This window comes from Halobacillus rhizosphaerae, assembly GCF_046719735.1.
Classification (GTDB): Bacteria; Bacillota; Bacilli; order Bacillales; family Halobacillaceae; genus Halobacillus_B; species Halobacillus_B rhizosphaerae.
The window spans coordinates 47,780-73,378 of record NZ_JAUTWQ010000008.1 but is presented as its reverse complement, the minus strand read 5'-3'; the positions used below and the strand labels follow the sequence as shown (position 1 = coordinate 73,378).

Genomic DNA, 25,599 nt, shown 5'->3' with positions numbered 1-25,599 from the left:
ATCGTATAGTTAAATTTACTTCCTGCCCTATTCTCTTTCTAAAATCCCAGGTCGGTGAAAAATTCCCCCATTAACCTCTACTTCTTGATAAACCCAATCCCCAGTGTGAGTTAGAAAAGTGTTTCCGTTCTCTCCTACCAGGATGGTATCTTCAGATTTAATACCCGGCAGCGAAGGGTTCCACGTATACGCTTGATGGCGCTGGACAAGGTGAGGTGTCGCTGTGTCAGCCAGAAACTCCCGTGATTCGTAACCTGTTAGTCCTCCCTGGTGTAACCGCTTCCAATCATCAGGAAAACCTGCCCGCTTATACTGCTCAATCCCTGCTTTAATAACTTCTCCCGCTGATTTTCCCGGAACGGTTGCTGCATTCATGACGGCATCTATTTCTGCCGCTTTTAATTGATTCGTTTTTAACTCATCTGACAGCCTGCCAAAATGAACAAATCTAGTAGCGTTGGCAACCAGCCCGCCTCGTTCCGCACAGACAACGAGCATCGCGTATTTATCCAGCTTTTTTAACGTAGGGATCGGATGGCGATAGTTATAAATCCGTTCATCCGTCGCTACTAACGCCACTTGAACGTTAATTCCTTGCTGCAGCAGTTTGTAAGTGAGCTGCGCTTCGATTTCTTTCTCGGTCATGCCTGGTCGTATTTCCCGGCACGTTTGTTCAAGAGTTTTCGCTGCCTTTTGACTTAAGTCATGATAGCTTTCCCTCTCGGTCTCTCCCAGCACGGAACGAATCAACCCAAGCTCCGGTTCTACGACCATGAAATCCTCATAAGGCAGATCAGCTGCCATCTTTTTTCCGGCTGTGACAGAAGCAATTAGCCCATCCGTTCCTTCAAACCAGTCAGCGGACAGGACCTCAACGTCGAAAGGAAGATCGCTGCATTCTTCCTCAGTAATTCTCCGCCTTTCGATTTCTGGAGTTACGATATAGACTTGATCCTGAAACACGATCAGATCGGCCACACCCTGCTCTGTCGTTTGGACGATAGAATTGGTCTTTCCTTCGGTCACCCAGGAGAAGTTATTCCGCTTTCGTAATAGAATGCCATCCAAGGCGTGTTCGGTTAGAAATTGGCGTAATTTATCAATATTCATCAACAGCCTCCGCATCTTTTCCGTCATTCATATAAAAAATTCAGTGCTTTACTGAGGGTCCCGGCTGTTCCTGTTCACTAGGATAACCGTCATTGATCACCGGCCAGCCGTCACTCCACGCGATAGGATCAATCATCAGCGGTCGTTTGGAAGCGCCAGTCCACAGCACCGGATCCTCTTTCACAATCGCATGATAAACGATCCAATCCTGACCTTTGTCATCCGCTACAATCGCATTGTGTCCAGGGCCAGCGAACTTACCTTCTGCCTTTCCTTCAAGGATGACCGTGCCTCCATTATCCAGCAGTTTCTTCCCATTTTGATCTAAATAAGGACCCTTCAACTCCTTGGATCGGCCGACAGCCACCTTGTATGTACTATCAGCTCCTTCACAGCAGGAACCTTCAGAGACAAATAAGTAATAATAGTCATTTCTCTTGATAATATAAGGTGCTTCATAGGCATCCCCTGCTACTTGAAAAGGTTCCCCCTTCACACCTAGTGCGTCCTCGCCGAGCTCAACTCCGTAAATTCCGTGGAAGCTCCCCCAGAACACATAAGGGTGATCATCCTGCTGATAGAAAAAGGGATCAATTGAATTGCTGACACCTATTTCTTCACTATCAAAGAGTTTGCCTTTGTCCTTAAATGGACCTTCTGGATGTTCAGCTGTGGCCACGCCGATACCCGGGTTGGAATCTCCCCAGATCGACAGGGCATAGAATAAGAAATATTTCCCCTTATACTTCGTCACATCCGGAGCCCAAATGGACCCTGCGCCTTTCCAAGAAGGTTTCTTTGTAAATGCTTCGCCCGCATACTCCCAATCGGTCAGATTCTTGGAGCGCACGATGGGGACCAGCTTCGTATCTGAATCTTCTCCCCAGGCATCCTCTGTTCCATACGCATAGAAATAATCTTCTCCCTTCACAATAGATGGATCAGCTAGGACAGGTTCAAAGACCGGGTTCTGATACTGATTCTGATCGGCAGTGAAATAATAAATACCGACTCCAGCCACACAAACGGCTACTAAGAGGAAAAGGATTCCTTTTTTCATGAATGCCTCCTTTTTGTTGTAGACTTTATTAATTAATTTAATTATCTTTTATGTTAAAACAATATATACCAAAATTCAACCTTTTTTCTAATTTTCCGAAAAATATAATCAGTAAAGAAAAAGTTTATACCATTTAAGAAAAAACACACGCGTGGCAGTCATTCTATATTTAACTGAAGTTAGGTGATTAATTGGAATTTAGTGGGAAGAGCTTTTAATTAAGAGAGCTGCGAGAAGGAGTTCAGGAGAAGATGAGGAAAAATTCGCGAAGAAGAGAAAGCAGAATTAGAAGGATCCTAGACAAAATTAAAGACGGCACATACAAAAATAGGTACCGCAAAAAAGAATTAGATAAAGGTAACGTAAACATCGTTTCCTAAGGGCATATGACCGCAGTCAATTACTTAAATAAACACAATGAAAAGTTTAATCATCACTGAACATGTGGCTACCCTATTAAGAAACGGTGCGGCCACACGTTCTGGAGTTTTCCATATATTAAGGGTACAACGCTACAGCATCCCTTATTAGTAAAGAACACAGTATTTTATCAATTTCCGAATCTCTTTTTATTCACCAGCATCGCAATAAGAAAAATGACAGAGATCCATACGAGCAACATAAACGGATTCAGGTGGACGGGTTCCCCTCCCTTTATATAAATCTGGTAAAAGGATTGGAGAATATCAATCATTAGCATCCCCACGACAAGAACAAAAGAATCCGCCATCGTTTTCCGTTTAATAAAATTCTTCCTTTCATCTCCTTGCTTAGCCAAAGAAGCTAACAAGCTCCCAATTAACACGATCATCAGTAGTAAAACTCCCAAAAACACGCCAGAAACCCAACTCATTTCCTCTCGCCTCTTTCCATACTATGTAAATGATTCCGTATGAAAAGTATAAAGTTTTTTACATTTTTAGGCAAAATGTTTTTACATAGGGATGGATTGCACCTGATACAACAAGTTGCAAAACCACACTAAAATTGGAATAATTGAATCAAGTCATCAAAGTCATCACGTAAGGTTTGATCCATTAGGAGAAAGTGAGGAATGGCAATGGACCGAAAGCACAATGACCTGATTGGCGATATGCTGGAACAGTCGGGAGAGAAGGATAATTATTCCGGACCAGGCAAAGGCAAGCCCCTGCCGAAGGGTTACACGGAGAGAGATGTGTACCAGAACTTTCAGAAAGTCGCCAAAGACGCGGGCTACCTGCCAGACTGGCTGAGAATGCAGAAAGAAATTGCGGCGTTATTGCAAACGTGCGAAACAGAAGAAGAACTTGATGTGATTAATGAAAAGATTCGGAAGCACAACCGCAAATGCCCCTCCCAGCTTCAGAAGAATTTGATCAGCTTAGAGAATGTAGCGAAAGCGAGAGAGCTCTGGTGAAGGTTCGACGATGGTTGAGCGAGGTATTTTGAAAACGAATGAAACGATTAGGAAACTGCTTTTCATCGTAGTAGAAAAGCGGTTTTTCTTTGTAATAGAGTTATCAAATACAAGTGAGTGATGTCTGTAAAAGAAACCGAAGCACGCCCTAATATTGGGTGTGCTTAATTAAAAGCTATCTTATCCCGAATTTTTTACTTACCACAAAAATCATTGCACCAATAACTATTGGCATAGCAACCACTCTTATCCAATTATTTGGTGTTATCAAAAATACTACAGTTTGGAGAATTAGGAAAAATATAATGGTAAGTATATTCCAGATAGTATCTTTCATAAATTATAACTCCCTTTGGATTAAGGAATATCTACAACGGTAGGTTCATTATCTTTAAATCAATGGATTATCTGATGTAACCCTATTCATATAAAGATGTGCCTTGTTAATGACCCCTATAGAGAGAGCTTTGCTCTCGGCGTTTACTAGGTTATTCCCACATCCATAATATGTAAACTGAATTTTTAACTACGTTCTTCGGAGGTATGTATTCTTTTTTTGTTAGTCATTTCAACACTAAACTTTAACAGAGCCATAAAAAAAGAGCCTTCCCTATAACACAGGAAGACTCTTGAAAGATTTAAATGGGCTTAATCATCACCAAACATATACGTTTTCCGGTGAAAATAAATAGCGAATGCGATTCCCATGGAAATTAAATTCCCCAGCAAAGCACTCCCCCCGTAGCTAATAAAAGGAAGCGGAATCCCGGTGATCGGCAGTAATTGCACCGACATCCCCACGTTTTGGAACACGTGGAAACTAATCATACTGATGATCCCGACCATCACATAAGAGCTGAAATCATCATTGGATGAGTTGGCAATATTCGTTAACCGATAAATTAGAAAAAAGAACAGAAGCAGCACAACACATGAGCCTAAAAAGCCATATTCTTCGCCTATAATACTAAAGATGAAATCGGTCTGGCTCTCTGGAAGATAGACTTCTCGATCGCCAAATCCTTTTCCTAATAGCTGGCCGGAACCGATGGCTTTCATAGCTTTAATTAATTGGTATCCCGCTGCGTCCTGAAATCTTTCCGGCTGAAGCCAGGCATATATTCTTCCGAGCTGATATTGCTTTACATGTAAGTATTTATCGAGTAGTTCAGGAGATTTAATGACCAGCCAAAGAATCGAGCTTCCAATCCCTGCAATGGTTAGGAATAAGGGAAGGATGATTCTCCAGCGTATCCCTGAAATCAGGATCATGCCGGACATAATCGCTATGAATACTAAGCTTGTTCCTAAGTCAGGCTGCTGCATGATCAGGGCTAAGGGTAAGGCAGTGATCCCCACTAGTTTAAATAGCAGCCAAAAATCTAATTTAACCGTGCCTTTTTGAAACTTTTCATGATGAAGAGTAGTAATATTCCCGAGCATTAATATGGTAAAAATCTTAACCAGTTCGGCCGGCTGCATCGATCCGAGCCCCGGCAGGACAAACCAGCTTTTCTGTCCTTTAATAATGGGAGCAATACTAGATGGAGCTAGAATTAAGGCTCCTAATAACAAGAGACCGAATCCATAGAGATACGGGCTTAATTTGCGATAATCCTCAGGATCGAATAGCATCATCACCCCGATGGCGACTCCACCGACTCCATACCAAATCAACTGTTTTACTACAAAGTTGTCGCTATATTGGTTACTTTCCTGCGCGCTTAATAAGGCCACACAGCTAACCGCTGCGAAACAACAAAGAATAAAGAACAGCGACCAATCAAAGCGGTCTTCAAATTTCATGTTTGTTCCTCATTTCTATCGCCTTCCTAAATCCATCCATATCTATGCCTGCACGGCACAGACCCTATTATAAACGGAATCTATCTTTAGTCCAAGGATGAATGGACCATTCTCACATTTGGCTGTTTTGATCTTCACTGGTGGCACAAATAGATCTCCAGACCTAAAAGTTTAAAGTACGCACCCTTAAATGGAAATAATAGAACCCGTCCCCATTTTCTTAGGGTCGGGTTAATGGTCTCTCTTCTATAAATACTTACCTCTTTCCTCCGATGGAAGGAGGCGCTCGCTTTCTTTTTAAAAAATGGAAGTATGGTTTTCAGATGGAGAATGATCACTTCTCCATTCCTTCGCTGCTTGGAAAAGTTTTTCTAAGCTTTCATGACCTTCTCCTAAGTCACCAGGGAGTGTTGGAATAGAGGAGGTTTCTACATGGTTCGTTTTTTCCATTTGAGTTACGTTCGTGCTCCCTCCTCCTAGCAAGGCGGCAGCTAGTCCAATGAAGCCTATGAGAAATAATAGTTCTTTTACACGTTGCAGCATGTCTAACCAAAGCTCCTTTGCATAAGCGTTATTCTTTATAGTATATCACTCTGCCCAAGCTAGAATTCCCCATAGTCATGACAATTCTTTGAAAGATAAAGATTGGAGCAATAGCCTTGCCTTATACCATCTTCCTTTAAAAAAACACCTCCGCCGAAGTACATTTCATTCCATGTACCCCTGCGAAGGCGTATGATAAGATCTTGCTTTTATAAAAACTTCACACAAACCGGCTCCGGAACAGGTACATCGGACTGCAGCAAGGAAAGTTTTCCGGTAGATTTATCTCGTCCAAACAAGGTCATCGTATTCGACTTCTGATTGGTTGCGATTAGAAAATCTTCAGTAGGATCCAAGACAAAATCACGAGGCCAGTTCCCTTCGGTTGACGTCCATTCGATAAACGTTAAGCGGCCGGTATCCTGGTCCACCTTGTAGACTGCAATGCTGTTATGTCCGCGGTTTCCGGCGTACACAAACTGCCCATCAGATGAAATATGGATCGCGCTTGCATCATTCGTTTCGTTAAAGTCCTCCGGGATAGCTGGCACGGATTGCTTCTCGGTAAAACTTCCATCTTCCTCATGATACTGAAGCATAATGACTTCTGAGCTCAACTCGGTCATCACATAGGCGAACTTTTTATTAGGGTGGAAGGTAATATGTCTAGGTCCTGCACCTGCTTTTGTTTTAAACACCTGCGTTTCTTCTAATTTTCCTTCATCGACTGCGTAACTGATCACCCGGTCACTTCCGAGGTCAATCGCCACTACATGCTTTTCATCCGGAGTAAAACCGGCAAAATGCAGGTGAGGCTTCTCCTGTCTCTCGTGCGGACCGGTGCCTTCATGTTCGATGACAGAAGAGGCCGGGTTCAGGGAGCCATCCTCATTCGTTAAATAGGTCGCAATTTTCGTCGTGTGATAATTAGCCGTTGCCACGGTGTTCGTCTGGTGATCCACACTTACGTGGCACGGAGGAGAACCCGCCGCCATTTGACTATTTAACTTCGTTAACTCGCCCGTTTTTTCATTAATGGAGAAAGCGGTCACGCCCCCATTTTCTCCGTCTTTTGCGACAGCATATAGATACTTCTTATCGTCACTCACCGTCACATAAGTCGGGTTTCCTAGTTCAGCCGCTAATTTCACATCACTTAACTGTTTCTTTTCCGTATCCAGCGTAAACTGATAAACACCTTTACTCTCTTGTTTCGTATACGTTCCCACATATCCAAAATACTTCGTCATCAAAAAACTCCTCTCCTGAGTAGGGACATGGGGACAGGTTCCTCTGTCCCTAGAGTCATTAGTGATCAAACTCCTGCCGCTAGTGTTGAACAACATCTATTCTTCCATAACGCTATGTAACTCTTTTTCTCGTTCTTATTGTCTCATAAACCCGTTTGTTTTTCTCTTGATAGATTTCTTCAGCGGAGGGAGGTGGGGACAGGAGGGACAGGTACCTTCGTCCCTGAGAGATGAAAGCGAGACCTCAGTTGTAATGGAAGACACAGTATATGTAGAAAGATTTGAAGCAAGCTTTATCTTGGTGTTAAGGAGTTCCGTAGTTCAAGACAAAAAAAGGGACAGTGGTTCCTGTCCCCACTGTCCCACCCACTGTCCCCCTACAAATAAGTCTGGACGCTGTCGTTTCGGCTGAATTTGAAGACGGCGAGCAGGAAGAAGACGGATGCAAAGGCAAGCAGAATCAGGATGTTCAGATAAATTCCGCCAAAGCTTTGTCCCTGCTGCAGCTTCTGGATGGTGTCCAGCAGCCAGGTCTGCGGCAGAAAGTGAGCGATATGCTTCAGGGTGTCCGGCATGACGCTGATTGGGAAAAAGCAGCCAGATAACAGACATGTCGGTGTGACGATTAAATTCTGCAAGGCATTGGTCGTTCCGTTGCTCGTGGAAAAAGCGATGATCGCAAGCGACAGGCCGACAGCGACGAGCGCGAACAGGACCATCGTGCTGAACATTTCCCAGAGCGGCATGTTCAAACTGATGCGGAAGACAGCCACCATGAAGAATAAAGTGACAACGATCTGCCCGATCATAATGATCAGATTAGCAAGAACATTCGACAGCACAAACTTTCTCGCGCTGATGGGCGCGGACAGCATCCGAAAGTAAGTCCGCTGCTCCTTCTCCAGGGAAATCGCCCCGGAAAGGTTGATGGCCGCAAACATCATGAACATCATGAGAAAACCAATCGTCTGGTAAGTCATGTAACTGTTCTTTGTGTTATCTTTCAAGCTGACAGGCTTCACATCGAAATCCGAACCCGAAAAATTGGAGTATAGGTTATCAAAAGTATCGTTATCCCCATGAGATGCTTTCCCCAGAGTGCCGAGACTGTCCAAGTATTGATTCAAGTAGGCTTTCACGAATCCGGTGACCGCCCTCCCTTTTAAGGAAGTGATGGCGACATGATCGGGATGTCCTGCTTTCACGCTCTCCGTAAATCCGTCTCCGATCGTAATCGCAGCATCAAGATCCCCTTCACTGACCGCTTGCTCTACTTCCGACGCCTTGACATTTTTCACATTCACATGGTCCAGATCACGAATAAAGGACACGGTCCCTTTCGCTACAGGAGTATTTTCCTTATTGATGAGACCCACATTCAGCTCGGCCGTATTCCCTCCGCCATAGATCAGCACGGAGAATAGAATCCCGAGAATCGGCAGCCCTGTGGTGATCAAGGTACGCCGCTTATTTTTGAACATAATTTTGAAAAAGTTTTTCATGAGCCAGAGAACGTCTTTCATCATAATCCCTCCCGTTTACGCATAGCGAAGATGGAACCGAGCAAAAAGAGAGCGGCAATGCTGATGTTCAACAGAATCGTCTGAACCGCTGTCGATAATTCATTCGAATAGACCAGGCTGATGAGCGCATCATTCTGCCAGCGTAGCGGCGACAGATTGATCAACTGAGACATGCCCTCTGTAGGATTCACTTCGAAAAAAGAACCACCGAAGAAGGCCGCCAGCTGGACAATCACCATAATAAGCGCTCGTGAAGCTGCCGCGGTTTTCGTGATGTAGCTGACGATGAGACCGAGGCTTGTGGCCAGGATAATTTCTGAGACGAGCACAAGGAAAATCATCAAGGGATGACTGCCCCAGTCCGCGTGAAATAAGAATTTGCTGAACAGCACGACCACGAGTGTACAAAGAGCGCTCACCACGATACTGCCGAGAATCTTCCCGGTGAAAATCTCCGCTTTCGTAATCGGAGCGGCAATCAATCGGGCATCGGTTCCGAGCGTCCGCTCACTTCTAATCAGTGAAGTGGCCGATATCGAGCCGAAGAAAGCGATCATGGCCGTCATCGTGAGGGCATAATAGTCCATCGCTCCCGGCTGTTTGGCCGCATTTAATGAGGTTTCTTTAATATAATCAGCGGTTCCGCTGCCGGCAGCGACCTCTCCTGCAGAATCCGGAGAAACCGAGTAGATTGAAGCCATCACCTTGTATTTATCGGTAAAGGCGTGCAGCGTGCCTTCGATGATATTGCCGGCAAGCGTGTTATCTTCATTTTCATAAACGGTGATCCCGCTGTTGGTCACCTGAATGTAGCCGTCATAATCGCCTTCCTTGACCGCTGTTTTCCCGTTTATCCCGTCCTTAATTTTGGTAAAATGGATCCCCGCGTCATCGACGTTATCGGTGAATGAACGGAAAGCATGAGATAAATCAGCGTTCGATGTATCTTGATAAACGATGTGCACGTCATCAACATCCGGTGTGGAGTTGAAAGCACTGGATAAAGCCGTGCCCAGAATCAGCATCAGCATGACCGGAAAGGCAAGCAGGAAAATCAGTGTCCGCAGATCCCGGAAGTCCGTTTTGATTTCTTTTAACGCCATATTAAAAATGTTCATCGCGTCTGTCCTCCCTTTCGTTTAGTCGCGCAGATTCCGTCCGGTCAATGTCAGGAAGACCGTCCCAAGGTTAGGGGCCTGCTCATCCAGAGCACGAATTTCGATCCCTGCTGAAATGAAATGCTGGATAATCGTATTCAGGTTATTAACTTCCGTACTGGAATTAATTTTGACCACTTCTTCTTCCACCTGGACTTCCTTGACGCCGCTGATCGATTTCAGCGCCTCAGGATCGAGGTAGTCTGTGGACCCCACGTGGATCCAAATATCCTTCGTATCGGTGATGATCGCCTTTAACTGTTCCTTTGTGCCTTCCGCAATAATTTTTCCATGGTCGATGATCGCGATACGGGTGCAGATTTCCTCGACCTCTTCCATATAGTGGCTCGTGTAGATGATCGTGCAGCCCATTTCATTCAGCTTCTGGACCGAAGACAGGATGTAATTCCGCGACTGGGGATCGATGCCGACCGTCGGTTCATCCATGATGATCAGCTTCGGCCGGTGAGCGATCGCACAGGCAATATTCAGCCGCCGCTTCATCCCGCCAGAAAAAGTTTTCGGGTAGTGCTTCGCTTTGTCCGTTAAACCGACAAATCCGAGCGCCTCCTCCGTCCTTTCCTTCAGCTCCGCTCCTCTCAGCCCATACAGCCCCGCGAAAAACTGAACATTTTCATAAGCTGTCAAATCTTCATAGATGGCGATCTCCTGCGGGACCATGCCGATGTGGCTTTTGGCAAACTTTTTATTTTTACTAATGTTATTATCCATAATTTTAATCTCGCCATCGCTGATATTCAGCAGTCCAGCAATCATGTTGATGGTCGTACTCTTGCCGGCGCCGTTCGTACCGAGAAAGCCGAAGATTTCCCCTTCCTTAACATCGAGCGTCACATTATCAACAGCGATAAAGTCACCGAATTTGCGGGTCAGATTTTTCAATTCTAATAGTTTCATCAGTCACCCTCCTCATTTCTTCCATGCGGATCTTGTTTGTACATTCATTATACGACGAAAGGATGAACCTGCGGCAGTGCACAAGTTCATCCTTTTCACATGAGAATATTCACTTTTTATTGATGAGGAACCTCACGAGCGGACCGGAAGCAGCGTGGTAACGGAAAATCCGTCCGAGCCGTCGACAATGAGCGTGCCGTTTAACGAAGCCGTCCGCTCTTCCATTCCCGCGATGCCGAGACCTTTCTCGACTTTTTCTGCTCCGCGTCCGTTATCTTTAATTTCCAGACGAATGAACTTCTGAAACACTTTGAGATTGACCGACACCTTGGTCGCCTCCGAATATTTCAACAGATTCGTCAGTGCTTCCCCGGTATTTTCCACCAACACCTTCCATTGCAGCGGAGAAATTTTGTCGATGTCACCTTGATGGGTAAGCGGGGCAGGAATACTGTGCTGCGAGGAAAACTCATCCATCAGCAGCTTCAACCGGTGGATTCCCACCTCTTCCGTGTGCGGTTTCATGTTTTTCAACGTCAGACGGATGCGCTCGATGCCGTCTTTCGAAATGTTAATGGCATTCTGCAGCAGCTCTCCCGCTTGATCTTTATCAGCGGCCATCACGCTTTTCGCCGCTTCCATTTGGATCAGCGCACCGGTCATAGAATGGCCGATGCTGTCATGGATTTCCTGCGACAGACGCGTGCGCTCCTCAAGCTTCAAGGTGTACTCCGACTGCTTGATATACGCCTCATTTTCATTGAGATGCCTGGTCATCCGCTGCATATCCCGTCTCATCTGATCCATCTGCCGGACATATTCACCGCTTCTTTTGTAAAAGCGGTCAGCAAGCTGGAACAAGAGAAAGCTGATCAGAGTGGAAAAGGTGTACAGCGCTAGCAAGTCCTTAGAGATAAAGAGCACCGGCAGCAAAGCAAGCAAAAGCACGACCGGCCGCGATTTGGACAGTGGTGAGAGCAGCTCATACAGGCAAATCGGCAGAAGCAGGATGAACATCTCTTCAAGACCCGCCTGTAAATACAAAATCAGCCCTCCGGAGATTAGCAGCACCACCGTCTTGTACGCCTGCTTTTTAAATATGTAAAAAATCAGATTCAAGCTGAAATAAACGAGCAGCGCGAACACATGCCAGCCGATATCAATCCCCTGCGCCTGGACAAAGCTGTACCCGAGATAAAAGATGAAAATTAATTTCGTCAGCAGCATCCACAGTTCCATGTTAGTCGAGGCTTCCTTTTAAATAATAAATGGCAATCTGCGTCCGGTGCTCAAGACCGGTCTTCTGCAGAATCGACGAAATATAATTCGCGATCGTCCCTTCCGAAATGAACAGCTCTTCTGAAATTGGCTTATTCGAGTATCCTTTAGCAATCAGCCGCATAATATCGAGCTCCCGCTCCGTGAAAAGCGAAGCATCGATCTTCATTTCTTCTTTGCCACCGTCATCCTTGTCCTTCAGATTGGACTTCAGCTTGTCGAGAATCACGTCCTGCATCACTGTACTGCCATGATAGACGCTGTGAATCGCGTCACGGATCCGCTCAGGCTCCGTGTTCTTCAGCAAATAGCCCTTCGCCCCGTTGCGAATGGCATCCAGAATGTATTCATCATCATCGAACGTCGTCAAAATCAACGGCTTCGCTTTCGTCCGCGTCGAAATCTCCTTCGTCGCCTCTACCCCATTCATGTTCGGCATCCGCACGTCGAGTAGAGCAATGTCTACTTCATGTGTTAGACAATAATCGAGCGCTTCACGACCGTCGTCGACCGTCGCCACCACTTCGTAGCCTTCATAGGTATTCAGTATGATTTTCATGCCTTCTCTAATGAACGAATTGTCATCAGCCAGCAATATTTTAATGGTTTCCATAGTCATTTCCCTTTTCTTATTTTAGTGTCTTCTTGAAGTGTTTCTTCATATGGGAGGTGAATTCCTGCCTGGAGGGGATCGGTCCTCTGTCCCTTGTTGGGACACTGGGGACAGGTACCTTTGTCCCTTTTTGTATCGTAAATATATAAAAATATAGTTGTGAAATCAATATTTTATAAAACATTGATTAACTTTCAATGAGATCACTCTTCTGGGAACGGTCAAGATTAACTCTTCTATTATACATTAGACACTATACTTCTTTATTAATGATGTTTCTGATCCCTTTGACAAGGAAAAGAGGCAAGTTGTAGGGAATATATATTAGATACTAGTGGAGAGGCGGGATAGTATGGAATTTGAGGACTATTTAAGAAAGAATTATCATTTGGGAGATAAATCTGTAAAGGATTATATTAGTCGGTGGAACGGGATACTTAACAAAGGTCTATATAATGGAGAAACAGAGCTTACTCCTTCTTTGATAGCATCGGTTGATAGGGCGTATCCAGAAGACTCTCATTATCGCCTCACACTTAAACGATATATTGAATTCCAAATCAAACGAAAAAGTTAATAAATAAGAAGCGGTAAGTAAAAAGTATAATTATGAATCCAGAAGATAGCCCAGGGAAATTGTCAGGGCCATCTTCTTTTATTTATCTCCCATTCACTCCCTGCTTCCTCATCCTTCTCTTAATCATACTCTGATAAATCGAAAGTAAAATAGCAACGGCCATCAATGCGCTGGCCATATATGTATGACTATTCACTATGAAAAACACAGGAATAACAATAGCCATCGTAATAATTTGCACGATTCTGTACTTCGTCTCTAATTCCATATCCAACCTCCTCATGATGTTGTGGGATCTGAGACTATTGTATCATTCACAGCTCAAATAGATACCTTATCACCCTTCATCCGACACTTCAGCCGCTTCCTAAACGTCATAACCCCCGCTCCATTCTAATTTCCTCAAACACATCGAACACGTCTTCTTTCGGTTTCGGAAGATTAGGCCGTACATTGAGCTCCGTATCTTCAATCCCCTTGATCCCCAGCCCCTGCCACCGTTTTAAGATCCCTTCGCAATATTGAAAGAAGCGTTTATTCTGCTGGAGTGCGATCTTCATCGCCTCAATTACTAATTCCTCTGACAGCTCGCTGCACCACCCCATAATTTTATCCCCCACAAAAGGAGTCAGATCCCCGAAGTTGGTCTCATAAAATCTGCAGGCATCCAAATCATGTAGAGGTTTTGTTTTTTCTTTTTTACTTTCTTTTTGTTTAAATAAAGGCTCCACCTTACCCTCCAGCTGCTCCATCACTTGCTCCACCGAGACCTCCTCCGCCTGCTCCTCCATATTCACTGTTTGCTGGCTCACCGGTTCAGCTTTGAGGTTCGCTCCTTCGTCCACCTCCCTGGTTTTCTGTTCTTCCATGCTTTGACTAAATTGCGCTTCTCTGGAGATCATTTGATACACGGCAGCAAGATTTCTACCCATCGACTTATATGTAAGTAATCCTTTTTCCATAAGCTCTTTACGTGCCCGTTGGAATGAACCCTCAGATAACCCTGCCTTTAACTTTAACGCAGACGCAGGAACAGAAAATTCGTCCTTCCACCCCGACTTGTTGTGGTACTGCAGCAGGATGAACCACAGACTTACTGATGAGCTGGATAGCTGGTTCAATTCGAGCTGGTCAAAAAACATATTGCATTCTTTAATATAATTCATTCGACTTCCTCCTATTAAATAGACTTCTTCTCTATCACAATCGAAATGAAAGGAGGAATAAGTGTCGCTCTTTTATAAAAAATTTCTTCCTCAAAAAAAAGAACCAGTCCCCAAACGGAACTGGCCCAATCTCTTCACTACTTCCACACTCGAAGGGACAAAGGTTCCTGTCCCTAACGTCCCACTATCAGAAAGGATTTTGATTGGTTTACTTTCATAGGAACTGCAAAAGATTTCTCTGCTTCAGAAATCTTCTCTTTCTTTACTTCATTCATGTTCGTTTCATGAATCTCTTTAACTTCTCCCGTAAAACGATAAGAAGCAATCTTTTCTTCTTCATAAGGATTAAACGAGCGTAGCAGCAAAGCGTCTGTGTCCTCTGCTTTCTTCAACGTACTCAGCACGACCTCATCATTTCCCTCTTCCATCAGCTGATAATTCAGTGGAGTCTGGATATGATCTTTGTTCAGCTTCATAGCGTGGTGCGGGATTTTATTGTACGTTTCCACAGGTGTCAGATATTCCTTTGCTATCCGGGCAGTTTTGGCTGTAAATGCATTTCCTTCATGTGGGTACAAGCCAAAATCCAGTTTAATCTGTCCGATCATCTGCGAGTCAGGAGTAGGCAGTTTGATGCCGGACGGTCTGCCGGGACGTCGGATTAAGTCGGCTTTCCCAAGGTGCCCGATGCTTCGGAACAGGGTCAGCGCGATGGAGTCATCCACGATTTCGTATTCCCGGCTGCTGTTAGTAAGCAGACTCATGCCGTACTCTTCATTCGAGACATCAACATAATGAAGGAACGGATAAACCGAATCCGGCCGCTCGCTCCATTCCTCTTCTTCCCACACATCCATTGCCGAATCATAAACATCACGCTGGATATGCCCGAACTGAGTGTCAGCCACAGAAAAGGCAGACTGAATTCCAGTTGGGATTAAAGTACGTAGACGATGATCCTTTGCTTCGTTGTTCAATTCACTTGTGACCTTAATCACTGGTTTATGATTTTGGATCGTCACCGCGAAATGAACCCCCACCTTACTCGAATGTTCACCATTAATTCTTTCTTCAATATCCTTTGGCACTGGAAGATCATAAGAAATATCAATCACCGCTTCATACTGGTTCTGGGTCATGGCAACCTCAGCTGCCACCTGATTCGAATAAATCAAGTCTTCATTCTCTAGGGGAGAATAATCATATTCATCCCCATCATCACCACCATTTTCGAGTAGGAGAACTTGATCAAACGTTTTCTCCGTTTGCCTATCAAAAATAGAAAGCGTACCATTTCCATTCGTTTTCACTATAAAGTGATCCGTCTCTACTTGCTGCTTGTTTTCTAAAGAGTATCCAGCTTCAGCCTGCGATTCCTGAACAAACCAGGTAGAATACCCCATTGGTGGAAGGGAAGCTTTAAGCTGAATCTTGTATTTCAAAAATGGATCGTAATTTCCGTAATGAACGATCTGACGGTCAATGAGACCTGGATCATGCTCTTCCACAGCCAGTACCTCATATTCAAGTTGACTCCCGTCAATATCTACTAAATCAAAGCCTTGATGCTTAGTAATTAATTCCGTTGTGACTACTTCTTCGCGACTGTACGGAAGCAAATTGAACAAAGTGAATCGGTCCAGATTATTGTCGGAGTCCATCGCATCAACGATTTTTCGTTTGTAAAAGTCGATCAGCTGGTCAGTCTTTTCTTCCGCCAGAAATAATCGATTCGCGATTTCTTGGTGGACTTTATCCGAGCAGCAACACCCGATGCTGTCATGGGCATGGTTCTTCATGATTTCTTTCCAGATCAGTTCGATCAGCCCGTGATGGTACTCAAATCCAAGGTCATAAGCCATCGAGGCGATCGGTTCTAAGATGTTCGTGATTTTATTCTCTATACGGGTGTTCGCTGCTTTAATGTCCATCCTGGTTGAATAAATACTACGGTGAACCCGCATGTATTTGCCGTCGAGAAATTCTCCTTCAAGAGCAGCAAGGTCATTTTGTTTTTCAATTTCAGCAAACACATGCTCATACTTACTTAAAAAGAATTCGCGATCCGGGTATGATTTTTTCAGCTGTTCCATGACTTCATAAATGTCTTTCTGAATCGGCATTTGGTCATGCCCATTCGGCAACACGAGATGATCGGTCGTGGCACCGCGGTCGAGAACAGGGAAATATTTTTCCATCCGGTTCTTTAAAGCGTCCTCTTCCTGTGGCAGATATTTACCAATTGCATAGCCCAGTGGCAGCAGCTGCACAAGCACTCGGGAACCGTCCTTCGATTCCCAATAGAATTCTGTTTTATCTGTACCGTGACGTTCTGAAGTACCTCTCCAGAACATTGTGTATTTAATGTCAAAGCCATTAAAAATGTGCGGCATTTGAGCGGACTGTCCAAAGGAATCTGGCAGATAGCCGATCATCATAGGGCTGCCAAATTCGTTGCTGTCTTTCATGCCATACAATAAATTACGAACGATCGACTCCCCGCCAACAATCATTTCATCGGTTTGCGTGTACCAGGGACCAATGATCAATTTCCCTGCTTGTACGAGGTTCCAGACCCGATCCTTAGCTTCAGGTTTGACGGCAAAATAATCCTCTAGTATCGAGGTTTGCCCGTCCAACACATAATAAGGATAATCCGGATCAGTCTCTAACCGATCCAGAATTTCCTCCATATTGTTAACAAGTAAAATGCGCGATTCTTCTGTTGAAAAGTACCATTCACGATCCCAGTGCATGTGTGGTACTATATGAACTTGCTTCATAACGATCCCTTCCCTTTACGCCGTTGTAGTCATTCGTACGGGTTCATCTTCTTCTTTTGTCTTTGATTGTTTTTTTAATTTATTTTTACGAGTAAGAATGAGCAATACCATGGAGATCAGCGCACCAAGCAGGGCAGAACCTAACCAGATCGTCGCTGCCTTCATCAAAGGCTGTCCTTCAAGTAAGGCAAGAGAGAAAATTCCCGCTCCAGGCACATTAAGGCCGACTCCGAAAAACGCTACGATTCCACCGGTTACCGCTGATCCAGCAATTAACGACGGAATCACCCGTAACGGATCATTGATCATAAAAGGAATCGCCCCTTCCGTGATTCCAGCTAATCCTAATAGCCACGTTTGTTTTCCAACTTCTTGTTCAGGTTTGGTAAAGTACTGTTTCCCAATAATCGTCGCTCCTGTTACAGCAAATGCGGAAACCATTTTCACTGAAGCAAAAGCTGCGTACGGCATAATGTTGCCGCTGGCCATCGCTCCAATACAGAACGTGTACGCCGCTTTATTGACTGGTCCCCCTAAATCAAAGGAAACCATCGCTCCGAGGATCACGCCTAATATAATGGCATTGCCGCCGGATAGCCCTTCCAGCCAGTGAATCAATCCGTTGTTCAGCGCAGCAAGAGGCTCGCCAATCACAAACAGCATGATCGCACCAACAGATAACGTACCTACGACTGGATACAGCCAAAAACTTACGAAGCCAGAAAAAGTGCCTGATGTTTGCACATTTTTCTTTAAGAACTTAATAATATAACCAGCTAAGAAACCACCGAGCATCCCGCCTAAAAAGCCACTGCCGATCAAGTTCGCCGCAATACCCGCAGCAAACCCGGGTCCTAAGGCAGGCTTATCAGAAATAGAGTACGCCATGTACGCAGATAGAATCGGAACCATCAATGTTCCAAGCATAGAACCGCCTAACTGACGCAGCAGCCATAACCAGGACCCTTCCTCAGCGTAAACGTCCTGAAGTCCGAATGCCTGAGCCACCAATACGGCAAAAGCAAGCGTCATTCCGCCGGCCACAATCACCGGAATAATGTACGAGATTCCCGTCATAATGGAATCCTTAATTTCTGCTTTAAATGATTTTTCTTCTCCGTCATCGTCTTCTATGTCTTCTACTTCCGTTTCCTGCCTAGGAGCACGCTTAGCTTTTTCCAGCGCTTCTTCGATCAGTGCTCGAGCATTTTTTAACGGGGCCGCTACAGTAGTAGTGACTTTTGGCAGCCCGGCAAAACGCCCCGGTTCCTTGACCGCTACATCCGCGGCAAAAATAACCGCGTCCGCTTGAGCAATCGCTTTTTTCTTATGACGGTCTTCTATCCCATTCGCTCCCTGCTTTTCAACAGCTACTTTCACACCGAATTCTTTCCCTGCACGGACCAGTGCTTCCGCTGCCATGTAAGTGTGGGCAATTCCTGCAGGACAAGCTGTTATCGCAAGAATCGTTTTTCCGTTTGTTTCAATATCTTCTTCCTTTACCTGTTGCTGATCGAGTGCTTGGTAAAATCCATTACTCGTCTTTGCCTGCATCAAGCGTTCCTTAAAAGCAGGATCAGCCATTCTAGTCATCAGTTCAGAAAGCAGCGTTAAATGTGTAGAACCCGCTTCTTCTTCCGGTATCGCTAGCAACATAATCAGTTCTACTTGATTGTTCTCATCAATGCTTTCCCAGTCCAAAATGGGCTTTTGTACGGTCGCCACGGCGAAACTTGCTTCCTTCACGGCTTTCGATTTCCCGTGAGGTATAGCAAGTCCGCCTTCCATTCCAGTCGGCGATAAAGATTCACGGTGCAGTACCGACTCATAAAACTCGTCTTTGGAATGAATTTTACCTGCCTCATACAACTGATCCACCAGGTAACGAATCGCCTCTTCTTTGGAAGTGAACGACTGATTCGTACTAATTAACTCTGGTGAGGTTAAACTTTGTAATCTCATTTCATGGCCTCCCCCATTGATGTGTAAGCTTTATATGAGAGTATCACAAGAATCGTAAGCGCTTTCTATTTCTTGAAAAAGTACACGAACAAACAAAAAGAAACCGCTGTCATGTGTATTTATACACATCAGCTGGTTTCCCATAATCGTTCCGATAATTTCTGTAGTGCAAGCATCACTGGTGTCTTATCCGAGATATTGTAATTCTCCAGCATTCGCCGTGGTGAATAGAAGAAATAACTCAGATTACTCTGTTCCTGCAGCGTATTCCGAGAGAAATGCGTAAGCGAAACTATAGTAACCTTCCGATCCTTCGCAAGCTTAACCATCTCCAGAATCTGTTCCGTCTCTCCTGACATACTTAATAGGAAAAGAACATCTTTGGACGTCGCATGATTCATCGCATAGACGGCATCATGGCGGTGCAAGAAAAACTCGGCCGTTTTCCCGCCGATCTTTAAGTGGGTAGCGAACAATTCACAGAAAGGCATCGTATCTCCTACACCATAAACAAATACTCTTTCCGCCTGACGGAGTACTTTCACAATGGAAGAGAGGCGCTCCTCGTCCATGAGCTCTACCGTTCGCCGGATATTGTATTGAATCGTGCTCTCCTGCCCGACTTCCTCACTCTTTATTTCATCTTTCAAGCTGTTCTTTAAATGAGAAAAACCGTCATACCCCAGCTTCTTCGTCAGCCGGGTGATCGTGTTCGGCACCGTGTACAACTCTTTCGCTAGAGATTGTATAGAGATCTCAATGACTTCTGATTTGTTGGCTAGTATGTAATTGATAATTTGGTCGTCTGTATCATTGAGCTTATATTCGTATTTGTGAGCGCGGTCCTTAAGGTCCATCTTCCACCACCTCTGTCTATCTGACTTGAAGTAATCTTATTGTATCATAGCCTGGGATACCAGGAAGTCTGCTTGGAAGACGATTTATCTATCTAAACGTATTTGAATCTTTTCAGATCCTCACCTGCAATGAATGAGCAATTTCCACGGTTCATAAATTTATTCAGCCGGTTAACAAAAAAACATCGAATTTACATAAATGTGATTACTGGTATGCTGACGCCTTCCAACGATCATTAGAAGATCTTCCTTTGAAGGATGAAGGGACTCTTAAAGAGATTGTAGCGAAGAATGATTTTTTTGATCATACAGTTCTAATGTCATAGATAAAGAGAAACATAATCTACTGCGAATATAAATACACCCATAGGGCAATTTCCATGGGTGTATTTTTTAATGAATTCACTGAAAATTCCGCTAACCGCTTGTGTTCTCTATAAAATTATAGTATGTTCTTTATATAGAACTATGTAAGTTATTCCCATTAAATGCTGAATCTTGAATTTTAATAAACACTTTAATGAAACTATTGTAGGAGGATATTCATGAGCGCCATTGCTGGAATCGTAAACTTTAAGAATGAACCTCTTCAAAAGGAATACGGCAATAGGATGATGCATTCGCTTCAAAAGTTTCCAGCAGATGATGTTAAAGTGTGGATGAATAGACACGTTTTCCTAGGCTGTCATGCCCAATGGATCACTCCAGAATCGATAGGAGAGAAACTACCATTCTATGATTCTGAAAGCGAGTTAGGCATTACCACAGATGCCATCATTGACAACCGCGAAGAATTATTCGATGCCTTACAAATAAAGAAAATCCATCATGACCTTCCAGATAGTCAGCTGATCTTACAGGCGTATCAGAAATGGAGAGAAGAGTGTGTAGATCATCTTATTGGGGATTTCGCTTTTATGATATGGGACGCGCGATCAAATAAACTGTTTGGTGCGAGGGATTTCTCCGGAACCCGGACGTTATACTTTCATAAAAATGACCGTTCATTTTCATTCAGCACCACCATCCAGCCCTTACTTTCGCTGCCATACATCAGCCAATCTATCAATAAGAATTGGATTGCTGAATACTTAGCCATTCCGGGAATGCACGATTCCACGGACAATTTCAGTACAGTGTATAAGGGTATTCACCAAATCCCACCCTCCCATACGATCTGTGTGAAGGAAGGAAAAGTTAGCTTTCAGCAATACTGCGACGTAACCAAGACAGAGAAATTGAAGCTATCTTCTAATGAAGAATATGTAGAAGCATTTCAAGAAGTCTATCAGAAGGCGGTCAATGCTAGAGTACGTACATATAAAAACGTCGGGGCACAGCTAAGCGGTGGCCTTGATTCCGGCTCAGTTTGCAGCTATGCAGCAAGGACACTTAGAGAAAAGGGTAAATCGCTGTCCACATTCAGTTATATACCACTACAGGGGTTTGAGGATTGGACACCAAAGAGCAGACGTGCGGATGAGAGCCAGTGGATCAAGTCTACAGTAGACTATGTTGGTAATATTAATGACCATTATGATGATTTCAGCGGCCGCTCCCCATTAAATGAAATTGATGACTGGTTAAGCATTCGAGAAATGCCATATAAATCATTCGGCAACTCTTTCTGGATCAAAGGGATTTATGAAAAAGCCCAGGAGCAAGGTTGCGGCGTCTTATTAAGTGGAGCACGAGGCAACTATACGATTTCCTTCGGCTCCGCCCTGGACTACTATACGAAATTGTTTAAAAAGGGCAGATGGATCACCTTTGCTAAAGAATTGAATCAATACAGTAAGAATATCGAAGTGGGACGATCTCGCCTCTTATCTAAAATTAAAAAACGAGCGTTTCCATCTATGAAAGAGGACTATTATGAATTTCCTCAGATTATCAATCCTGACTTTGCAGCAAGCACTCATGTATTTACCAAACTTAAAGAAAACGGCGTCGACGTAAAACAGGCCAAACACCCCGATGCAAACGATGCCCGAAGAAAGCAGTTTGACCAGCTGTTCTTCTGGAATTTGAACGGAATCAACGCAACCAATTTATCTTTAAAATACGCCTTATGGAACCGGGATCCTACCAACGATCTCAGAGTGGCAAAATTCTGTATGTCTCTGCCGGATCACCAGTTTGTGCAACAAGGGTATGACCGGTCCTTGGTCCGTAGAGCTACGAAAGGATATCTGCCGGAAGAGATCCGCTTGAACCAAAACACAAGGGGTGTTCAGGGGGCAGATGTCATTCCACGCATGCAGGACCAATGGAAAAATATGATAGAGGAACTAGAAAGTATTAACCACTCTTCCTTTCTATCTGAATTTATCGATATTGATCGATTGCAGCACATCCTACTAGACTTTAAGAAGCAACCACAAAATGAATGGATCTTTGTTCTTGAATTTAAGCTTTTGATCCGGACGCTAATACTAAAGAGGTTCTTAAATAGAACTTCACTTGAAAGGGGGTGTTGGAATGAAGAAAGAATGGAAATCTCCCAATTTGGAAGTGCTTGATATAAATGAAACCATGGCTGGTCCTGGTCTTGCAATTGAAGATGACTTTCAAAACGATCCTGATGAAAATGTTCACCACGATAGCTGATACCATACCTAGGCTCAAGAGGTCATTACTCTTGGGTCTAGTACATATTTTTCTTTAGCATTTTGTTCTTTATATTGAACGATTAGTTTCTATTAAAATAGGGGGGTTAGAATAATGGTCCACCGGCAAAAGAACAACTCTTATATAGGTTTTGGATTATCTATAGCAAGTGACCTCTTTCTACCTGAATTAATCCATCAGGACCATTCTAATAAACCCGACCTTTCCATAGAGAAAGCGAACTTAACAGACCTCTGGAAAAAGGAAGCCCGGGCAAATCGTTCGTTTATCATCAGAGAAGATTTTTGCTTATTTAGAATTCCTGAGGTCGCCATTTATTTTGTAGAAAAGGGAGAAAGTATCCGGTACCACCCGCTCTCTGATGTAACCGAAGAGCGGCTGCGTCTTTATATTCTCGGGACATGTATGGGGGCCCTCTTGTTTCAAAAGAAAGTGCTGCCTCTTCACGGTAGTGCCCTCCTTATTGATGGAAAAGCGTATGCCATCGTCGGAGAATCAGGGGCGGGGAAATCAACGCTTGCTTCAGCTTTTATCAAGGACGGCCATAAGCTATTGAGTGATGACGTCATACCCGTGACCTTTTCAGATGAAGGAGTTCCCATGGTCACTCCTGCCTACCCTCAACAAAAGCTGTGGCAGCAGAGCTTAAATGAATTTGGAATGAACTCTAAAGAATACAAACCTATCTTCGGACGAGAAGAAAAGTTTACTGTTCCTGTAAAAGAACACTTTCATGATCAAATTGTACCTTTAGCTGGTGTAATCGAGTTAACGAAAAATAATTCAACTCAGATCCAAATGGAGCCTGTCCCTATCCTTAAGCGCTTAAGTAAACTCTACCAGCACACCTATCGTAATTTCATGATTGAGCGTTTAGGAATTACGGATTGGCACTTCCAATTGTCAGCAAAACTCTTAAGTCACATTGATTTACTTCATCTTAACCGGCCGGAAAATAGCTTTACTGCTGATCCTTTAAGAGAAATGATATTATCTACTATTTACAAGGAGGAAGTTATCTTATGAGTGAGAACTTATTAGCAGACCAGACCGTCCGTCAAAAAGAAGGCATGATTGTGAGCGATATGGGCGGAGAGCGCGTGATGCTCAGTATTGAAGATGGTAAGTATTTTAACCTCGGAGAATTAGGCGGAGAGATTTGGGATTTGCTTGCCGAGCCGACCCCCCCAGAGAACCTGATCAACACATTGGTCGATTCCTATGACATCGATCGTCCTACATGCGAAAAAGAAGTCCACGCATTTCTTGAGCAATTGCACAAAGAGCACTTAATCGTGATCGATGGATAAATGATTCTAAAGTAAAGCGGAAGAAGGAATCGTATGAAGAAAGTTGTGAATTTTATTTCCCTAGACCGAAGCTCAAAACTTCTGCTGATGGAATCCTATTTGTATTTAGCCTGGGCACGGATCCTAAAGAGAATTCCATTTGCGAAGCTGTCGTCCTCTTTAGGTACGCCAATGCAAGAAACCTCTAGGGAACCTGGCAATACTGACACCTTAAAAGCCATTTCCAAATCGATCAATCTGATAAGCCGTTACACATGGTGGGAAAGCCAATGTCTAGTTAAAGCGATCGCTGCGATGAAGATGCTAAAGAAACGGAAGGTTGACTGCACGCTGTACTTAGGAACCGCTAAAGATGAAGACGGTACCATGATTGCTCATGCTTGGGTCAGGAGCGGGACTTATTATGTAACTGGAAAAGAAGGAATGGAGCGGTTTACGGTCGTAGGGAAATTCGCGAAAACAACGGGAGGAATGCAACATGCAAAAGGAAATGCGATTAAATCTGGAGAACGTTCCTAAAGAGCTGAAGTTGATTTTAGAATTGATAAAAGCGGAATCAAAAGAGGAAATTGAAAGAATCGATCCCGAATGGTTTCAGGAAATCGATTGGCAGCAGTTCATTGAACTAGCACTTCATCACCGACTTTACCCTGTATTACATGGAAAAGCGCAAATGATAGATAATCAGCTTGTTCCTTCCTCAGTTAGAAATCGTTTAGCCTACGAATACAAAAGAAATACCTTCCAAATGCTTAAGCTTTGTGGAGAAATGGAACAAGTCAGTCAACTATTTAATAAAGAAAATATTCGTTTGTTATTCCTAAAAGGGCCTCATCTCGGACATGAGCTTTATGGTGATTTATCTTTAAGGACATCTCATGATTTAGACATCCTTGTTCCTCCTGAGGATTTTGATAAAGCAGAGAAATTATTGTTGGAAGCAGGTTATGAAAATGATAATCCCCTTCCAACAGTATTAAATAGCAGAAGGTTAAGAGAACATCACGTGAAGTATTTTCATCAAGAGAAAAAGATGATCGTAGAGATTCACTGGAGACTAAATCCGCCGCCTAGCGAGGACCCAAATTTTGAAGAATTATGGAAACGAAAACAATTCTGTTCCTTTAGTCCACATCTATTGTTTATGTTAGGCAAAGAAGACTTATTTATGTTTTTAATCAAACACGGCTCCCGGCACGGATGGTTCCGCTTACGCTGGCTCTTGGATATTCAAAGACTCAAAGATGAGCGCATTTCAAAGGAGCAATTGTTACCTTTCTTACAAAGGTACAAAGCGAAACATCTAATCTCTCAGTCAATGATTTTGTATACTGAATTATTAAATTCAAAAACTTCTGAAACCATATTTACAAATAAAGGATACAAATTGGCAAATAAATCTATTTTCTTTATAGAATCTATCATTCATTTACATAGGAATCCGTTGCCAAAAGAGATAGCAAGTTATCATAAAAAGTACTTACATCTTTTAAAAAATCCTATTCAAAATATTGTCATATTTTTTAGTCGTTTCTACCCTGCTCCTATTGATGTTGAAACATTGCCATTACCGAGGAAACTCTCCTTTTTATATTTTCCATTAAGACCATTCCTCTGGAGTTTTCGAAAAGTAAGAAATGTGAGTTAAGGAGGATG

General features: G+C 43.7%; 25 protein-coding genes. 8 read left to right on the top strand and 17 right to left on the bottom strand.

The features are described 5' to 3' along the window. Positions 1-27 precede the first annotated feature (27 nt). The 3 genes from Q7A53_RS10040 to Q7A53_RS10030 all read right to left on the bottom strand — a co-directional run bounded on the left by Q7A53_RS10040 (position 28) and on the right by Q7A53_RS10030 (position 3,023). Entirely contained in the window at positions 28-1,110 is a 1,083-nt protein-coding gene (locus Q7A53_RS10040) for a M24 family metallopeptidase (protein ID WP_411789028.1), read from the bottom strand. A gap of 40 nt (positions 1,111-1,150) precedes the next feature. Further along, positions 1,151-2,170 (bottom strand): family 43 glycosylhydrolase, encoded by a 1,020-nt coding sequence (locus Q7A53_RS10035; RefSeq protein ID WP_411789027.1) that lies wholly within the window; start codon positions 2,168-2,170, stop codon positions 1,151-1,153. 550 nt (positions 2,171-2,720) lie between these two features. After that, a complete protein-coding gene (locus tag Q7A53_RS10030) occupies positions 2,721-3,023 on the bottom strand; it encodes a hypothetical protein (RefSeq protein WP_411789026.1) in 303 nt (100 codons plus the stop codon). Positions 3,024-3,224: 201 nt separating this feature from the next. Between Q7A53_RS10030 and Q7A53_RS10025 the strand changes: the two genes are divergently transcribed. Then, positions 3,225-3,569 carry a DnaJ family domain-containing protein gene (locus Q7A53_RS10025; protein ID WP_411789025.1) on the top strand — a complete coding sequence of 115 codons (345 nt, stop codon included), beginning with the start codon at positions 3,225-3,227 and terminating at the stop codon, positions 3,567-3,569. 175 nt (positions 3,570-3,744) lie between these two features. Here Q7A53_RS10025 and Q7A53_RS10020 read toward each other — a convergent pair whose 3' ends face one another. From Q7A53_RS10020 to Q7A53_RS09980, 9 genes are all read right to left on the bottom strand, one after another. Continuing rightward, positions 3,745-3,906 carry a hypothetical protein gene (locus Q7A53_RS10020; protein WP_411789024.1) on the bottom strand — a complete coding sequence of 54 codons (162 nt, stop codon included), beginning with the start codon at positions 3,904-3,906 and terminating at the stop codon, positions 3,745-3,747. A 311-nt stretch (positions 3,907-4,217) separates the two neighbouring features. After that, positions 4,218-5,375 carry an FtsW/RodA/SpoVE family cell cycle protein gene (locus Q7A53_RS10015; protein WP_411789023.1) on the bottom strand — a complete coding sequence of 386 codons (1,158 nt, stop codon included), beginning with the start codon at positions 5,373-5,375 and terminating at the stop codon, positions 4,218-4,220. A 297-nt stretch (positions 5,376-5,672) separates the two neighbouring features. Beyond that, entirely contained in the window at positions 5,673-5,918 is a 246-nt protein-coding gene (locus Q7A53_RS10010) for a hypothetical protein (RefSeq protein ID WP_411789022.1), read from the bottom strand. 209 nt (positions 5,919-6,127) lie between these two features. Further along, positions 6,128-7,168, bottom strand: a complete 1,041-nt coding sequence (locus Q7A53_RS10005) for a lactonase family protein (RefSeq protein WP_411789021.1) — start codon at positions 7,166-7,168, stop codon at positions 6,128-6,130. Between the two features lie 377 nt (positions 7,169-7,545). Next, the gene (locus Q7A53_RS10000) at positions 7,546-8,691 is read right to left on the bottom strand and encodes an ABC transporter permease (protein ID WP_411789020.1); all 1,146 of its coding nucleotides are present in this window, start codon (positions 8,689-8,691) and stop codon (positions 7,546-7,548) included. Further along, positions 8,691-9,809 carry an ABC transporter permease gene (locus tag Q7A53_RS09995; RefSeq protein WP_411789019.1) on the bottom strand — a complete coding sequence of 373 codons (1,119 nt, stop codon included), beginning with the start codon at positions 9,807-9,809 and terminating at the stop codon, positions 8,691-8,693. The genes Q7A53_RS10000 and Q7A53_RS09995 overlap by 1 nt, the downstream gene beginning before the upstream one ends. A 21-nt stretch (positions 9,810-9,830) precedes the next feature. Further along, positions 9,831-10,766, bottom strand: coding sequence for an ABC transporter ATP-binding protein (locus Q7A53_RS09990; RefSeq protein WP_411789018.1), 936 nt, complete (start codon positions 10,764-10,766; stop codon positions 9,831-9,833). A 132-nt stretch (positions 10,767-10,898) separates the two neighbouring features. Beyond that, positions 10,899-12,005: a sensor histidine kinase gene (locus Q7A53_RS09985; RefSeq protein WP_411789017.1), complete on the bottom strand. Its 1,107-nt coding sequence runs from the start codon at positions 12,003-12,005 to the stop codon at positions 10,899-10,901. A 1-nt stretch (position 12,006) separates the two neighbouring features. Beyond that, positions 12,007-12,663 carry a response regulator transcription factor gene (locus tag Q7A53_RS09980; RefSeq protein WP_411789016.1) on the bottom strand — a complete coding sequence of 219 codons (657 nt, stop codon included), beginning with the start codon at positions 12,661-12,663 and terminating at the stop codon, positions 12,007-12,009. Positions 12,664-13,009: 346 nt separating this feature from the next. Between Q7A53_RS09980 and Q7A53_RS09975 the strand changes: the two genes are divergently transcribed. Continuing rightward, positions 13,010-13,234 carry a hypothetical protein gene (locus tag Q7A53_RS09975; RefSeq protein ID WP_411789015.1) on the top strand — a complete coding sequence of 75 codons (225 nt, stop codon included), beginning with the start codon at positions 13,010-13,012 and terminating at the stop codon, positions 13,232-13,234. Between the two features lie 82 nt (positions 13,235-13,316). On the opposite strand, the gene Q7A53_RS09970 is transcribed toward Q7A53_RS09975, so the two are convergent. From Q7A53_RS09970 to Q7A53_RS09950, 5 genes are all read right to left on the bottom strand, one after another. After that, complete coding sequence (locus Q7A53_RS09970; protein ID WP_411789014.1) at positions 13,317-13,502, bottom strand: hypothetical protein; 186 nt, start codon at positions 13,500-13,502, stop codon at positions 13,317-13,319. A gap of 106 nt (positions 13,503-13,608) precedes the next feature. Continuing rightward, entirely contained in the window at positions 13,609-14,400 is a 792-nt protein-coding gene (locus tag Q7A53_RS09965) for a DnaD domain-containing protein (RefSeq protein WP_411789013.1), read from the bottom strand. 173 nt (positions 14,401-14,573) lie between these two features. Next, positions 14,574-17,183 carry a mannosylglycerate hydrolase gene (gene mngB / locus Q7A53_RS09960; protein ID WP_411789012.1) on the bottom strand — a complete coding sequence of 870 codons (2,610 nt, stop codon included), beginning with the start codon at positions 17,181-17,183 and terminating at the stop codon, positions 14,574-14,576. A gap of 15 nt (positions 17,184-17,198) precedes the next feature. Further along, the gene (mngA, locus tag Q7A53_RS09955; protein WP_411789011.1) at positions 17,199-19,145 is read right to left on the bottom strand and encodes a PTS 2-O-a-mannosyl-D-glycerate transporter subunit IIABC; all 1,947 of its coding nucleotides are present in this window, start codon (positions 19,143-19,145) and stop codon (positions 17,199-17,201) included. Between the two features lie 128 nt (positions 19,146-19,273). Further along, positions 19,274-20,002: a MurR/RpiR family transcriptional regulator gene (locus tag Q7A53_RS09950; RefSeq protein WP_411789010.1), complete on the bottom strand. Its 729-nt coding sequence runs from the start codon at positions 20,000-20,002 to the stop codon at positions 19,274-19,276. A gap of 545 nt (positions 20,003-20,547) precedes the next feature. Here Q7A53_RS09950 and Q7A53_RS09945 point away from each other — a divergent pair. From Q7A53_RS09945 to Q7A53_RS09920, 6 genes are all read left to right on the top strand, one after another. Beyond that, positions 20,548-22,524: an asparagine synthase-related protein gene (locus tag Q7A53_RS09945; protein ID WP_411789009.1), complete on the top strand. Its 1,977-nt coding sequence runs from the start codon at positions 20,548-20,550 to the stop codon at positions 22,522-22,524. After that, on the top strand, positions 22,484-22,612 hold the full coding sequence (locus Q7A53_RS09940) for a paeninodin family lasso peptide (RefSeq protein ID WP_411789008.1): 129 nt from the start codon (positions 22,484-22,486) through the stop codon (positions 22,610-22,612). The genes Q7A53_RS09945 and Q7A53_RS09940 overlap by 41 nt, the downstream gene beginning before the upstream one ends. A gap of 114 nt (positions 22,613-22,726) precedes the next feature. After that, positions 22,727-23,659, top strand: coding sequence for an HPr kinase/phosphorylase (locus Q7A53_RS09935; protein ID WP_411789007.1), 933 nt, complete (start codon positions 22,727-22,729; stop codon positions 23,657-23,659). Further along, a complete protein-coding gene (locus Q7A53_RS09930; RefSeq protein WP_411789006.1) occupies positions 23,656-23,943 on the top strand; it encodes a lasso peptide biosynthesis PqqD family chaperone in 288 nt (95 codons plus the stop codon). Before Q7A53_RS09935 ends, Q7A53_RS09930 begins: the two co-directional genes overlap by 4 nt. Before the next feature lie 33 nt (positions 23,944-23,976). Further along, a complete protein-coding gene (locus tag Q7A53_RS09925) occupies positions 23,977-24,462 on the top strand; it encodes a lasso peptide biosynthesis B2 protein (RefSeq protein ID WP_411789005.1) in 486 nt (161 codons plus the stop codon). Continuing rightward, complete coding sequence (locus Q7A53_RS09920) at positions 24,422-25,591, top strand: nucleotidyltransferase domain-containing protein (RefSeq protein WP_411789004.1); 1,170 nt, start codon at positions 24,422-24,424, stop codon at positions 25,589-25,591. Before Q7A53_RS09925 ends, Q7A53_RS09920 begins: the two co-directional genes overlap by 41 nt. The last annotated feature ends 8 nt before the right edge of the window (positions 25,592-25,599 follow it).